The following is a 14,385-nucleotide window of genomic DNA, read 5'->3' on the forward strand; positions in this document are numbered from 1 at the left end:
CGTACGGACGCCGCCGGCCGCTCAGCCCTCGTACGCGTAGAACAGCCGCTCGACCACCGCACGGGCCCGCCGGGTGCGGCGGCGGTAGTCGTCCAGCATGTCGCCGGCGTGGCCGGGCGGGTGGCCGAGGTAGCGGGCGACCGCGGCCAGTTCGCGGCTGTCGCCGGGGAACGCGTCACCGGGCCGGCCGCGTACCAGCATCACCGCGTTGCGCACCCGGGTGGCCAGCACCCACGCCTCGTCCAGGACGGCGGCGTCGACCGGGTCGATCAGGCCCTCGTCGCGGGCCGCGACCAGTGCCTGCCGGGTGCCGGTGGTGCGCAGCGACGGCAGCCGGTAAGCGTGCCGGAGCTGGAGCAGCTGCACGGTCCACTCCACGTCGGACAGCCCGCCGCGGCCCAGTTTGGCGTGGGTGGTCCGGTCGGCGCCGCGCGGGATCCGCTCGGACTCCATCCGCGCCTTCAGCCGCCGTATCTCCCGTACCGCCTCGTCGCCCAGGCCGCCGCTCGGGTAGCGCAGCGGGTCGATCAGCTCGACGAAGCGCTCGCCGAGGTCGCGGTCGCCGGCCACCGGGGTGGCCCGCAGCAGTGCCTGGCTCTCCCACACCAGCGACCACCGCTGGTAGTAGGCGGCGTACGAGGCCAGGCTGCGGACCAGCGGTCCGCTCTTGCCCTCGGGGCGCAGGTCGGCGTCGACCAGCAGCGGCGGGTCGGGGGTGGGGATCTGGAGCAGCCGGCGCAGCTCGTCGGCGACCGCGAGTGCGGCGCGGGCCGCCTCGGCCATGTCGGCGCCCTCGTACGGCTCGTGGACGAACAGCACGTCGGCGTCGGAGCCGTAGCCCATCTCCCGGCCGCCGAACCGGCCCATGCCGATGACCGCGAACCGGGTGGGCAGCGGGCGGGTGTCGTTGCCGGTGGCGGAGTAGACCGCGGTACGCAGCGCGCCGGCCAGGGTCGCCGAGGTGAGGCCGAAGATCGCGGTGCCCACCCGGTCGACCAGCGCGGCGGCGTCCAGCACGCGGGCGCCGTCCACCGACCGGGCGACCGGCGCGCTGGTCTCGGAGGGGTCGTCGCCGTAGGTGTCGATCAGGTCGGCGGCGGCGGTGCGGAACAGCTCGCGGCGGCGTACCCCGCGGACCACGGTGATCGCCTGCTCGGCGGTCTCCGCGCGGCCCACCGCGGCCGTCAGCTCCTGGTCGAGGGCGGCGTGGTCGCGCGGCGCCAGACCGCCGGCCGAGCCGAGCAGCGCCACCGCCTCGGGGGCGCGCATGAGCAGGTCGGGGGCGAACCGGCCGGAGGACAGCACCCGGGCCAGCCGCTGCGCCGCGGCGCCCTCGTCCCGCAGCAGCCGCAGGTACCAGGGGGTGGTGCCGAGCGCGTCGGAGACCTTGCGGAAGCCGAGCAGGCCGGCGTCGGGGTCGGCGGAGTCCGCGAACCAGCCGAGCAGTACCGGCAGCAGGGTGCGCTGGATGGCGGCCTTGCGGCTGACCCCGCTGGCCAGCGCCTCCAGGTGGCGGACGGCGGCGGCCGGGTCGGCGTAGCCCAGGGCCTGGAGCCGCTGCCGGGCCGCGTCGGCGCTGAGCCGGGTGTCGTCGCTGCCGAGCTGGGCGACGGCGTCCAGCAGCGGCCGGTAGAAGAGCTTCTCGTGCAGCCGCCGTACCTCCATGGCGTGCCGCTTCCACTCCCGGTTCAGCTCGGCGACCGGATCCGCGCGCAGGCCGAGCGAGCGGCCGAGGCGGCGCAGGTCGCTCTGGCGGTCGGGGACGAGGTGGGTGCGGCGCATCCTGTGCAGCTGGATGCGGTGCTCCATCAGGCGCAGGAAGCGGTAGGCGGCGTCCAGGGAGGCGGCGTCGGCACGGCCCACGTAGCCGCCGGCGGCGAGTTCGGCGAGCGCCGTCAGGGTGGTGCCGCTGCGCAGCGAGGCGTCGGTGCGGCCGTGCACCAGCTGGAGCAGCTGCACGGCGAACTCCACGTCCCGCAGGCCGCCGGGCCCGAGCTTCAGCTCGCGGTCGACCTGGGCGGCGGGGATGTTGTCCACGACGCGGCGGCGCATCTGCTGGACGTCGGCGACGAAGTGCTCGCGCTCGGCGGCCTGCCAGACCATCGGGCCGACGGCGGCCAGGTACGCGGCGCCGAGGTCGGCGTCGCCGGCCACCGGCCGGGCCTTGAGCAGGGCCTGGAACTCCCAGGTCTTGGCCCAGCGCCGGTAGTACGCGAGGTGGCTGGACAGGGTACGCACCAGGGGGCCGTTCTTGCCCTCGGGGCGGAGGTTGGCGTCGACCGGCCAGATGGTGCCCTCGGCGGTGGTGTCGGAGCAGATCCGCATCATGCGGGCGGCCAGCCGGGTGGCGGCCCGCACGGCCCCGCTCTCGTCCCGGGGCGCCTCGCCATCACGGCGGACGCCGTTGGCCGCACCGGGGGCGGGGACACAGGTGAGGGCGGGGTCCGGGTCGGCGACGCGGTCGGGAACGGGTTCGGGGGTGAGGACAGGGTCGGGATCGGAGTCGGCGGCAGGGTCGGGACCGTGATCGGGGTCGGCGGCGGGACCGGGGTCGGGACCGGGGTCGGCCGGCTGCTCGGCCACGAAGATGACGTCCACGTCGGAGACGTAGTTCAGCTCCCGGCCGCCGCACTTGCCCATGGCGATCACCGCGAGCCGGCACGCGGCGGCGTCCGCCGGCTGCTCGGCGGCGGCGATGGCGAGGGCGGCACGCAGCGTGGCGGTGGCCAGGTCGGCGAGTTCCGCGGCGGTACGGACCAGGTCGCTGGTGCCGCACACGTCCCGGGCGGCGATCCCGAGAAGGCAGCGCCGGTAGGCGGCGCGGAGCCTGTCGGGGTCGTCGGCCCCCGCCAGCCCGTGCTCGAAGTCGGCGACGCCGGGGTGCAGATCGGTGGACTCGTAGGTGACCAGGGCGTGCCAGTCCGCGGGGTGCCGGGCCAGGTGGTCGCCGAGCGCCTCCGATGCGCCCAGCACGCCGAGCAGCCGGTCCCGCAGCGGCTTGCCCGTGACCAGGGTGTCCAGCAGCGTCCGCCGCTCCCCCGCCTCCAGCGCCTCGGCCAGCCGTACCAGCCCGCGCAGCGCCTGGTCCGGGTCCGCGGTGCCCCCGAGCGCCTCCAGCAGCACCGGGTCCCCCCGGACCTCGCTCAGCGCGTCGGCCGCCAGCAGCCGCTCGGCACCGCCCGCGTCGGTGAACCCATGCCGCAGCAGCCGGCTGAACGTACTGCTCCGGCGCCCCTGCATCAGCCCTCCCGGCGGTCCGGCGGTAGATCACCACCACCGTCGAGCGTAGCCCTCCGGGCGCCACCCCCGAAGCACCCTCCACCGAATGCGGGCGTCGCGGTCCGCCGCGCCCAGGTGCCGGCGGGCGCCGGTGGGCCCGCCGAGGCGCCGCGACGGCGCGATCCCCCGCGGCGCGGAGCGGCGGTGACGAACCCGCAGCCGCCGAGGGCACCCCGGAGCCCCCCCCACCCCCACGGCAGCGGCAGCGGCACGGGGCCCGGAGGCCGGCCGGACCGGCGGAGGGAGCAGGAGGGCACCGCGTTCCCGGGCCACCCCGGTGGAGCGTTCGCGCGGCGTTCACCCGGGGCCGCCTCACCCCGTACCCGAAGCGACCTTGCGTTTGGCATATCCACCGCACGACGTAAGGTCCCCCCTCCGCACCGGAGGTAGCCGTGCCCCGCCGCACCCGTATCCGTAGCACCGTGATGTCCGCCGCCGGCCTGGTCGCCGCCTCCGCCGGCCTGTGGACCGGGCTCGGCGGCGACGGGCACGCGGCCGGCGCCGTGCCGACGCCCGACCACACCCTGGTGGCCGTCCTGGAGAACCACGCCTGCGACCAGGTCATCGGCAGCTCCGGCGCCCGTACCTCAGCTCCCTTGCCACCGGCGGCGCCGACCTGACCCAGAGCCACGCCATCACCCGCCCGAGCCAGCCGAACCACTACGCCCTGTTTCCCGGCTCCACGCAGGGCGTCACCTCGGTCACCCTTGTCAGGCAGAGGACCGGTTCGCCGGGAGCGAGGGTCAAAGCGCGGGGGGCGCTCCGTGTCGTCGGGCATCCTCGCGTGGACCTTCTCGTGGACGCGGCGGGCAACGCGGCCCATAGCCGATCGGCGGCCGCGTGCCCCGGGGGTGCGCGCACAGTGGTGACGGCCGGGCGCGGCGGGGTGTGGAGCGCGGGCGCGGGTACGAGGGCGCCGGGTCGGCGCCGGACGGCCTGCGGGCGGCCCGAGGAGGGTGGGTCCGGGAGCGGTGGGCCCCGGAGGGGTGAACGCCTCCGGGCCGGCGGTGCACTGCCGCCGGCCCGGTCCGGCCCGCACAGCCGTGAAGGGGGTCTGACCGGGCCCTACAGGTTCGGCAGGTTCTTGCGGAGCTCGAAGGCCGTGACCTCGGAGCGGTACTCCTCCCACTCCTGCTTCTTGTTGCGGAGGAAGAAGTCGTAGACGTGTTCGCCCAGGGTCTCGGCGACGAGTTCGCTGCGCTGCATGAGGTCGATGGCCTCGCCGAGGTTCTGCGGGAGGGGTTCGATGCCGAGGGCGCGGCGTTCGGCGTCGGTGAGGGCCCAGACGTCGTCGTCGGCGCCGGGGGGGAGTTCGTAGCCGTCCTGGATGCCCTTCATGCCGGCGGCCAGCAGGACGGCGTAGGCGAGATAGGGGTTGGCGCCGGAGTCGAGGGAGCGGACCTCGACGCGGGTGGAGCCGGTCTTGCCGGGCTTGTACATGGGGACCCGGATGAGGGCCGAGCGGTTGTTGTGGCCCCAGCAGATGTACGAGGGGGCCTCGCCGCCGGCGCCCGCGGTGCGCTGCGAGCCACCCCAGATCCGCTTGTAGGAGTTGACCCACTGGTTGGTGACCGCGGAGATCTCCCCGGCGTGCCGGAGCAGGCCGGCGATGAAGGAGCGGCCGACCTTGGAGAGCTGGTACTCGGAGCCGGACTCGTAGAAGGCGTTGCGGTCGCCCTCGAAGAGCGACAGGTGGGAGTGCATGCCCGAGCCGGGGAACTCCGAGAACGGCTTCGGCATGAAGGTGGCGTGCACGCCCTGCTCCAGCGCGACCTGCTTCATCACCAGCCGGAAGGTCATGATGTTGTCGGCGGTGGAGAGCGCGTCGGCGTACCGGAGGTCGATCTCCTGCTGGCCGGGGGCGCCTTCGTGGTGGGAGAACTCCACCGAGATGCCCATCGACTCCAGCATGGTGATCGCGGTGCGCCGGAAGTCCATGCCGACGTTCTGCGGGGTGTGGTCGAAGTAGCCGGAGTTGTCCGCCGGCGTCGGCCGGCCGCCGTCCAGCGGCTTGTCCTTCAGCAGGTAGAACTCGATCTCGGGGTGGGTGTAGAAGGTGAAGCCGAGATCGGAGGTCTTGGCCAGCGCGCGCTTGAGGACGTAGCGCGGGTCGGCGTAGGACGGGGAGCCGTCGGGCATCAGGATGTCGCAGAACATCCGGGCGGTGCCGGGGGCCTCGGCGCGCCAGGGCAGCACCTGGAAGGTTCCCGGGTCGGGCTTGGCGATCATGTCGGATTCGTACACCCGGGCGAAGCCCTCGATGGCGGAGCCGTCGAAGCCGATGCCCTCGTCGAACGCCTGCTCAAGCTCGGCGGGGGCCACCGCGACGGACTTCAGATAGCCGAGTACGTCGGTGAACCACAGCCGAACGAAGCGGATGTCCCGCTCTTCCAGGGTGCGGAGCACAAACTCCTGCTGCTTGTCCATACCATCCATCCTTGCCGGTCAGGCGGTCCCCGGCGCGGGCGGCAACGGGGATCAGGAGCATTGCACCACACGGTTTCGGGTGCGTTGCAGGTACCACTCACTCCCCATACTGCACGTCGCCGGGGCTGAGCCGAAGACGGCGAGGGCGGCGGTCTCCGCGGCGCCCACGTGCCGGACGGCGGCCACCCGTGAGGGGAACCGCCGTCCGAGGCAAAACGAGGGGAACCGAGGAGAAACGATGTGCGGGGGTGTCCAGCGGAGAAGGACGCAGTGGAGCGGGGCGGAACAGAAGGGAATCCCCGGTGCTACGAGGGATAGACCACGAAGTCCGAGATCTGCCCGGCGGGCCATCCGGTGTTGCCGGTGATGGTCAGCCGCACGTAGCGCTGCGAAATCGCCGGGAAGGTGATCTGCACGTCGTTACCCGTGCTCGGGTTGAAGGTGTGGCCGGGCGACCCTGTGCCAGGTTGCCACTGGCCGGCGTGGTCGGAGGCGTCGTCGTGCCGCCGGTGCCGCCGCCCGTGGTGCCGCCGGACGAGCCGGAGCCCGGCTGCGGCCAGGCGCCGCAGTTGCCCCAGGTGCCGTCCCAACCGCTGTTGCCGGTGCCCTTGTTGATGGTGAAGGCGGGCAGGCCGGCCGGGCAGGGGCAGTTGTAGACGCCGGTCGCGCCGGTGCTGATGGCCGTCACGTGGCTGAAGCTCGCCGACCCGGGGGTCTCGGCCTGGACCACCACGGTGCCGGTGCCGGACGCGGTCGCGCCGCTGACCGTGACGCCGCCGACCGTGACGCCGCCGACGGTGTAGCCGTGGCCGCCGCCCGAGACGAACTCGAAGTCGCCGTACGGGCTGTCGACGAGCTTGGTGTTGCTGATCTGGATGCTGTTGTCGATGGCGTAGTCGTAGGAGTCGACCCGCAGCGCGCCCGTCGGTTTCCCGCCGGCGTCGGCGCCGGCGGTGACCACCGAGACCGAGTTCGCGGGCTGCGCCGCGGCGGCCGCGACCTGCTCGAAGTCGGCGACGTCGATGGTGGCGGAACCGGTGTCGCCGATGTCCAGCTGAAACTTGACCTTCGCCCCCGCGGCCGGGTTCTGGCCGAGTTGTATACGGGAGTCGTCGAAGAAATGGTGTGTTTTCGACCCGGCGGTCCAGCCGGGGCCCCCGTACGAGTACTGGGCGGTGACCGGCAGCTTCTGGCCGATCTTGGCGCCGTTGACGTAGACGGACGCGGTGCCGGAGGCACCGCGCGGCAGGTTGTAGGCCACGTCGACGGCGTTGGCCGCCTTGGCAGGCGTGAACTCGGCGTACTGCCCCTGGCCGCCGAGGGTGACCGCGCGACGGCCCGACGCCTCGGAGGCGACCGTGGACTGCTTGTAGTCAGGGCCGATGACCGACCCGTTGGTGGCCGTGGCGAGCCAGACCGTTGAGCGACGGCTGGTGTCCATGGGGCGTGGGGTGTCCCTTCCGGCGTGTGTCGCTTGAGCTGCCAGGTACCCTACGGATGACGAACATGGCACAGCAATATCTCGATCGGATTTCGCAAAAATTTGACGACTTGCAGAGATCTCGCAAAATGACTGCAAGAAACTTGCGTCTCCTGTACTAGAATCGACGCCATGACACGACGACTTGCCGAGGTGGCAAAGAAGGTCGGGGTGAGCGAGGCCACCGTCAGCCGAGTGCTGAACGGGAAGCCTGGAGTCTCCGACGCGACACGGGCCGCCGTCCTTACCGCCCTTGACGTGCTCGGATACGAACGGCCCACCCAGCTGCGCGGGGAACGCGCCCGGCTGGTCGGCATGGTCATGCCCGAGCTGCAGAACCCGATCTTCCCCGCTTTCGCAGAGGTCGTCGGGGGTGCGCTGGCCCAGCAGGGATTCACTCCGGTGCTGTGCACCCAGACCGCCGGCGGCGTCTCGGAGGCCGACTACGTGGAGCTGCTGCTGCAGCAGCACGTGTCGGGGGTGGTCTTCTTCGGCGGTCTCTACGCCCAGGCCGAGTCCCCGCACGACCACTACGCGCGGCTGGCCGAGCGCAACCTGCCGACCGTACTGATGAACGCCGCCATCGACCATCTGGACTTCCCGCGGGTCTCCTGCGACGACGCGGTGGCGGTGGAGCAGGCGATGAACCACCTGATGTCGCTCGGCCACCAGCGGATCGCGCTGGTGCTCGGCCCGCCCGACCACGTACCGTCACGGCGCAAGCTGGCCGCCGCCCGCCGGGTGGACCCCTCGGTCACCGTCGAGCACGCGCTGTTCACCCTGGAAGGCGGGCAGGCGGCCGCCAGCCGGCTGCTGACCCGCGGCATCACCGCCTTCATCTGCGCCTCGGACCTGCTGGCGCTGGGCTGCATCCGGGCCGCCCGGCGGCGCCGGCTGTCGGTGCCGGAGGACGTGTCGGTGATCGGTTACGACGACTCGTCGCTGATGAACTGCACCGAGCCGCCGCTGACCACCGTCCGGCAGCCGATCGAGGCGATGGGCCGGGCCGCGGTGGACCTGCTGGCCGGGGAGATCAGCGGCGCCAAGGTCGACCACGACGAGCTGTTCTTCGAGCCGGAGCTGGTCGTCCGCGGTTCCACCGGACCGGCGCCGCACACCACCCGCATCCCGCACCCGGAGAGCCGGGCGGCGACCGCCTGACCCTACCGCGCGACCCGCCCGGGGCGCCGCCGCCCACCTGTCCGGCGACCGCCCCGGGACACCGCGCACCGCCTCCGCACCACCTGCGCGCCACCCCGCCGCACCACCGTCCCGCGACCGTCGGGGCACCTCCGCGAGTCGGCCCCGCGACCACCCGGGACGCCGCCGCACGTCCGCTCGGCGACCGCTTCGGGGGTCGCGCAAGTCATGCACAGCCGCGGCACCCGCGGCTGACACCCGCGCAGCGTGCACGCCGGGGCAGGGAAGGGTTCCCTGCCCCGGCTTCGTCGCTCCAGGGGCCCACAGGGGCCGCTGAGGGCCGTAACTAGCCCACGACGGGCCGTGGTGCGTGATGACCGTTACGCCGCTCAGCGTCGTGACCAAGTCGTGTCTTTGCGAAATTCGCGCGACATCTTGCGGACATCTATCGGGTTAAGTACGTTGAGCCAACCCGGGACGGCGGCGCAGACCTGCGCCGGACATCATGGGCACCATGTGCCACGGGGGTCCCAGATCGCAGTCCAACGACGCGCAGTGGTTCAGGGGAAGGGTAAGAAGAGGATGAGTAAAAACGCCTACCGCAGACTGGTGGCATTCGCACTGGTCGCCGGTATCGGCTTGACCGGCGCCGCTTGTTCCAGCGACAACGACAACAGCGGCGGCGGGAGCAAGCCGAGCGCATCGGCCGGCTCGAGCGCCGGCACCCCCTTGGACCCGAAGACCAAGGTGACCATCAGCGTCGACTGCGAGCCGCCGACCACCAAGCCGGCCGAGCGCAAGGAATGGATCGACGACGTCGCCGAGTTCAACAAGACGTACCCGAACGTCACGGTGAACAGCAAGGACGCCTTCCCCTGCGAGGACCCGGCGAAGTTCACCGCCCAGCTCCAGGCCGGCAGTGAGACCGACGCGTTCTACACGTACATGACCGACCTCCAGCAGGTGCTGGACGCCGGCCAGGCCGCCGACATCAGCGACTACGTCAACGCCAAGACCATCCCGGCCCTGAACGACATCGACCCCGGCGTGCTCAACGTCCTCAAGGACGGCGGCAAGCTCTACGGTCTGCCCACCTCGAACTACCAGATGGGTCTGATCTACAACCGGAAGATCTTCCAGGAGGCCGGGCTCGATCCCAACAAGCCGCCGACCACCTGGGACGAGATCCGCACCGACGCGAAGACCATCCAGGACAAGCTGGGCGGCAAGGGCATCAACGGCTTCATGGAGAACGCCGGCGGCAACCAGGGCGGTTGGCACCTGGTGTCGGAGATGTTCGGTGTCGGCAGCAAGGCCGTGAACGACGACGGCAGCAAGGCCGCGTTCAACAACGACCAGACCAAGTCGATCCTCACCACGCTGCAGCAGATGCGCTGGACCGACAAGAGCCTGCCCGCCACCCCGGGTCTGCAGTGGGGTGACGTCCAGAAGGCGATGGGCACCGGCAAGATCGGCATGTACGTCGGCGCCCCCGACGACGTGACGCTGGTCGTCCAGCAGTACAAGGCCGACTACAAGGACCTGGGCATGGCGCCGATCCCCGGCGGCCAGACCTCGCTCTTCGGCGGCAACGACTACATGTTCAAGAAGAGCGCCTCGCCGGACCAGATCAAGGCCGGCATCGCCTGGATCAACTTCAAGTACCTGACGCTCGGCAAGGGCCAGTTCGACTACGCCCGCAGCAAGGCGGACGGTCTGCCCGTGGGCCTGCCGGAGCCGTTCTTCTTCACCGGCGCCTCCAAGGACCAGGACAACACCCTGAAGGCCGCCAGTGCCACCATCCCGGTCGACAACTTCAAGACCTACGTCGACGCGCAGGTGCCGGTGCTCCCCGAGCCGCCGAACGCGCAGAAGATCTACACCGTGCTCGACACCGTGATGTCCGGCGTGCTGACCAACAAGAGCGCCGACATCGACAAGCTGCTCTCCACCGCGGAGACGCAGGTCAACTCGCTGCTGGCGGCCAGCCAGTAACAGCTCAGCCCAGCGGGGGCCGGTCGGCGACCGGCCCCCGCTCCGGCGGCATCGGGCCTAGCCCTGCCAGGCATCCACATTCAGTCGCGAGGAGCACCCATGGCGGCGACGACCGTCCCCGAGAAACTGACCAAGCGCCACGCCGGGCGCCCCTCCGGTCCCGCCGGCGGTGTGGGCCACGACGGCTTGAGCCGCAAAGTCCGGCAGAATCTGCAGGCCCATGGGTTCCTCATCGGCGCGGTCCTCTGCTTCCTGATGTTCTCGTGGTATCCGATGATCCGCGAGTTCATCATGAGCTTCCAGGAGACCAGGCGCGGCGAGACGACGTGGGTGGGCTGGAAGAACCTCGACCGCGTCTACCACGACCCGTACTTCTGGACCGCCTGGAAGAACACCGCGGAGTTCACCGGCATGGCGCTGGTGATCGGCTTCGCGGTGCCGTTCGTGATAGCCATCGTGCTCAACGAGCTCAAGCACGCGCAGGCGTACCTGCGCATTCTGGTCTATCTCCCGGTGATGCTCCCGCCGGTGGCCGGGGTGCTGCTGTTCAAGTACTTCTACAACCCGGACTACGGGCTGTTCAACCACGTCCTGAAGACGCTCCATCTGCCGACATCGCAGTTCCTGGACTCCTCCAGCACCGCGATGATCTCGGTGGTCGTCGCGGCCACCTGGATGAACCTCGGCAGCGCCACCCTGATCTACCTGGCCGCGCTGCAGAACATCCCCGGCGAGCTGTACGAGGCCGCCGACCTGGACGGCGCCGGGCTGCTGAGCAAGATCTGGCACGTCACCATCCCGCAGACCCGCATGGTGCTCTCGCTCATGCTGCTGCTCCAGATCGTGGCGACCATGCAGGAGTTCACCAACGTCTTCCTGCTGACCGGCGGAAACGGACCGGAGAACTCCACGATGACGGTGGTGTACATGGTCTACCAGTACGCCTTCCGCTACAACAACTTCGGAAGCGCCGCGGCGCTGGGCCTCTTTCTGCTGCTGGTACTCGCCGTGTTCTCGGGCGTGTACACACGGCTTAGCCGGAACAGCGACTAGGACGGACAAGGATCATGGCAGCGTCGTTCACCCCGCAGAACCGGACCCTTATCTCCTCGGCCGCGCTCAGCCGCCGCAAGGGCAAAATCGCCTACTGGACCGTGCTCACCCTGGTCGTCGTGGTCTTCACGCTGGTCTTCGTCGGCCCGCTGTACTGGATGGTCACCGGCGGTTTCAAGTCGGCCCAGGAAGTGGTGGCGAACCCGCCCACCTTCTTCCCCAAGCACCCCAAGGCCGGCAATTACCACACCGCGTGGAGCCAGTTGAAGATCGCCCGACTGCTCTTCAACACCCTGTACTACGCATTCGGCGCGCTCGCCTTCCAGCTGGTCTTCGACGTGGCGGCGGCGTACTCGATCTCCAAGCTCCGCCCGGTGCTGGGCAAGCTGATCCTGGGCATGATGCTGGCCACGCTGATGATCCCGTCGGCCGTGCTGATCGTGCCGCAGTACATGACGGTCCTGGACCTGCCGGTGCTGCACTTCAACCTGATCGGCTCGCCGTGGGCGATCTGGCTGCCGACGGTGGCCAACGGCTTCAACATCTTCCTGCTCAAGCGGTTCTTCGACTCCATCCCGCAGGACCTGATGCACGCCGCCGCGATCGACGGCGCGGGCCCGATCAGGACCCTGTGGTCGATCGTGCTGCCCATGTCCCGGCCCATTCTCGGCGTCGTGTCGATCTTCGCCGTGGTGAACGTCTGGAAGGACTTCCTCTGGCCGATGCTGGTGGAGCCCGACCCCAAGCAGCAGCCGATCAACATCGGTATCAACTCCCTGTCGCAGGGCGTCCCGGAGAACGTGCTCATCGCCGCGCTCGCCATCTCCGCGGTGCCCACTCTGGTGATCTTCCTGCTCTTCCAGCGCAACATCATGTCCGGCCTGACCGCCGGCAGCCTCAAGGGCTGACCGTGCCGCCGCACCGGCACCCGGTTGTCCGAACCAGACGAGTCTGACGAACGCACCACCCATCAGCACTCCGCCGCCGGCCCTCATGCCAACATCCCCGCCATCAGGGGTCGGCGGCGGAGTCCCACCTGCCCGAAAGGACGTTGACGTGGCAGACACCCCTCAGCCCGAGGCCGACGAGAACTGGTGGCGCGGCGCGGTCATCTACCAGGTCTATCCGCGGAGCTTCGCCGACAGCAACGGCGACGGGACCGGTGATCTCGCCGGCGTGCGTTCCCGGCTGCCGTACCTGGCCGAGCTGGGCGTCGACGCCCTGTGGTTCAACCCCTGGTACCCCTCGCCGATGGCCGACGGCGGCTACGACGTGGCCGACTACCGCGACATCGACCCGGTGTTCGGCACCCTGGCCGAGGCCGAGAAGCTGATCTCCGAGGCCGTCGCCCTGGGCATCAGGACCATCATCGACATCGTGCCCAACCACATCTCCGCCGCGCACCCGTGGTTCCGCGAGGCGCTGGCCGCCGGGCCCGGCAGCGCGGCCAGGGAGCGGTTCTGGTTCCGTCCGGGCCGCGGTGAGCACGGCGAGCTGCCGCCCAACAACTGGCCCTCGCAGTTCGGCGGTCCGGCCTGGACCCGCACCACCGAGCCGGACGGCACCCCGGGCGACTGGTTCCTCAACCTGTTCGACTCCGAGCAGCCGGACCTCAACTGGAACCACCCGGAGGTGCGGGCCGAGCACGAGGACATCCTGCGGTTCTGGTTCGACCGCGGCGCCGGCGGCGTACGCATCGACTCGGCGGCCATGGTCACCAAGGACCCGCTGCTGCCCGACCTGACCGACGACCCGGCCGCCCCGCACCCGTACATCGACCGGGACGACCTGCACGAGATCTACCGGGGCTGGCGGCGGATCGCGGACGCCTACGACAACACCCGGATCCTGGTCGGCGAGGTGTGGCTGCCGGACGCGGAGCGGTTCGCGCTGTACCTGCGGCCCGACGAGATGCACACCGCGTTCAACTTCGACTTCCTGGCCTGCCCGTGGGAGGCGGCCCGGCTGCGTACCTCCATCAACACCACGCTGGCCGCGCACGAGCCGGTGAACGCGCCCGCGACCTGGGTGCTGTGCAACCACGACGTGACCCGTACGGTGACCCGCTACGGGCGGGCCGACACCCGGTTCGACTTCGCCACCAAGGCGTTCGGCATCCCCACCGACCTGGAGCTGGGCACCCGCCGGGCGCGGGCGGCGGCGCTGCTGACGCTGGCGCTGCCCGGCTCGGTCTACGTCTACCAGGGCGAGGAGCTGGCGCTGCCGGAGGTGGAGGACATCCCCACCGAGAAGCTCCAGGACCCGATGTACCTGCGCTCCGGTGGCACCGACCCGGGGCGCGACGGCTGCCGGGTGCCGATCCCGTGGTCCGGGGCGAGTTCGCCGTTCGGCTTCAGCCCGGACGGTTCGGCCGAGCCGTGGCTTCCGCAGCCGGCCGACTGGGCGGCGCGGACCGCCGAGATCCAGTCCGCCGACCCGGCGTCGATGCTGTCGCTCTACCGGGCGGCGCTGCGGCTGCGCCGGGCGGAGCCGGGGCTGGGCGACGGGCCGCTCGGCTGGCTGGAGTCGGCGCCCGAGGTGCTGGCGTTCCGGCGCGGTGAGAACTTCGTCTGCCTGCTGAACCTCGGTACGGAGCCGGCGGAGCTGCCGGACCACGAGGAGCTGCTGCTCACCAGCGGGCCGCTGGCCGAGGACGGCCGCGTGCCGGCCGACACGGCGGTGTGGCTGCGGGGCTGACCCCCGCGCCCCCCGAGGGGCGCGGGGAACCGCGCGACCGGCCCCGGCACCGCCGCGGCCGGGAGCGCTCCCGCCCCGCCCCCGGGGGCCCCGGCGGCCCCAGGGGCGCGGGGAACCGCGCGCCCGGCAGGCCACCGGCCGGTGGTCCGGCACCCCGCAGCAACCCACCACGCGGACGGAACCCCAGAGGAAGCAGGCGGCACGTGCCCCGAAAGGGGCGCGGGGAACCGCGCGCCCGGCCACGACGCACCCGCACCCGGGAGCGCGCCCGCGCCCGCACCCATCCCCCGGTGCGCGGTGCGCGGTGCGCAGTG

At 71.3% G+C, this 14,385-nt stretch carries 8 protein-coding genes and 1 pseudogene; 6 read left to right on the top strand and 3 right to left on the bottom strand.

All coding sequences use genetic code 11. The features are described 5' to 3' along the window. Nucleotides 1-21: 21 nt before the first annotated feature. The gene (locus RLT57_RS06665; RefSeq protein WP_311296443.1) at nt 22-3,240 is read right to left on the bottom strand and encodes a bifunctional [glutamine synthetase] adenylyltransferase/[glutamine synthetase]-adenylyl-L-tyrosine phosphorylase; all 3,219 of its coding nucleotides are present in this window, start codon (nt 3,238-3,240) and stop codon (nt 22-24) included. Nucleotides 3,241-3,704: 464 nt separating this feature from the next. Between RLT57_RS06665 and RLT57_RS06670 the strand changes: the two are divergent. After that, nucleotides 3,705-3,976, top strand: a pseudogene (locus RLT57_RS06670) (acid phosphatase); the annotation flags it as partial. Nucleotides 3,977-4,344: 368 nt separating this feature from the next. On the opposite strand, the gene RLT57_RS06675 reads toward RLT57_RS06670, so the two are convergent. Both RLT57_RS06675 and RLT57_RS06680 read right to left on the bottom strand, forming a co-directional pair. Then, complete coding sequence (locus RLT57_RS06675) at nt 4,345-5,706, bottom strand: glutamine synthetase family protein (protein ID WP_311296444.1); 1,362 nt, start codon at nt 5,704-5,706, stop codon at nt 4,345-4,347. 370 nt (nt 5,707-6,076) lie between these two features. Then, the gene (locus tag RLT57_RS06680) at nt 6,077-7,147 is read right to left on the bottom strand and encodes a hypothetical protein (RefSeq protein WP_311296445.1); all 1,071 of its coding nucleotides are present in this window, start codon (nt 7,145-7,147) and stop codon (nt 6,077-6,079) included. Between the two features lie 171 nt (nt 7,148-7,318). Between RLT57_RS06680 and RLT57_RS06685 the strand changes: the two genes are divergently transcribed. The 5 genes from RLT57_RS06685 to RLT57_RS06705 all read left to right on the top strand — a co-directional run bounded on the left by RLT57_RS06685 (nt 7,319) and on the right by RLT57_RS06705 (nt 14,071). Continuing rightward, complete coding sequence (locus RLT57_RS06685; protein WP_311296446.1) at nt 7,319-8,347, top strand: LacI family DNA-binding transcriptional regulator; 1,029 nt, start codon at nt 7,319-7,321, stop codon at nt 8,345-8,347. A gap of 561 nt (nt 8,348-8,908) precedes the next feature. Continuing rightward, entirely contained in the window at nt 8,909-10,321 is a 1,413-nt protein-coding gene (locus tag RLT57_RS06690; protein WP_311296447.1) for an ABC transporter substrate-binding protein, read from the top strand. A gap of 99 nt (nt 10,322-10,420) precedes the next feature. Next, nucleotides 10,421-11,374 (top strand): carbohydrate ABC transporter permease, encoded by a 954-nt coding sequence (locus RLT57_RS06695; protein ID WP_311296448.1) that lies wholly within the window; start codon nt 10,421-10,423, stop codon nt 11,372-11,374. Nucleotides 11,375-11,388: 14 nt separating this feature from the next. After that, on the top strand, nt 11,389-12,282 hold the full coding sequence (locus RLT57_RS06700) for a carbohydrate ABC transporter permease (RefSeq protein WP_311296449.1): 894 nt from the start codon (nt 11,389-11,391) through the stop codon (nt 12,280-12,282). Between the two features lie 85 nt (nt 12,283-12,367). Then, nucleotides 12,368-14,071, top strand: coding sequence for a glycoside hydrolase family 13 protein (locus tag RLT57_RS06705; RefSeq protein WP_399128176.1), 1,704 nt, complete (start codon nt 12,368-12,370; stop codon nt 14,069-14,071). The last annotated feature ends 314 nt before the right edge of the window (nt 14,072-14,385 follow it).

Origin of the sequence: Streptomyces sp. ITFR-21 (assembly GCF_031844685.1) — a bacterium.
Lineage (GTDB): Bacteria > Actinomycetota > Actinomycetes > Streptomycetales > Streptomycetaceae > Actinacidiphila.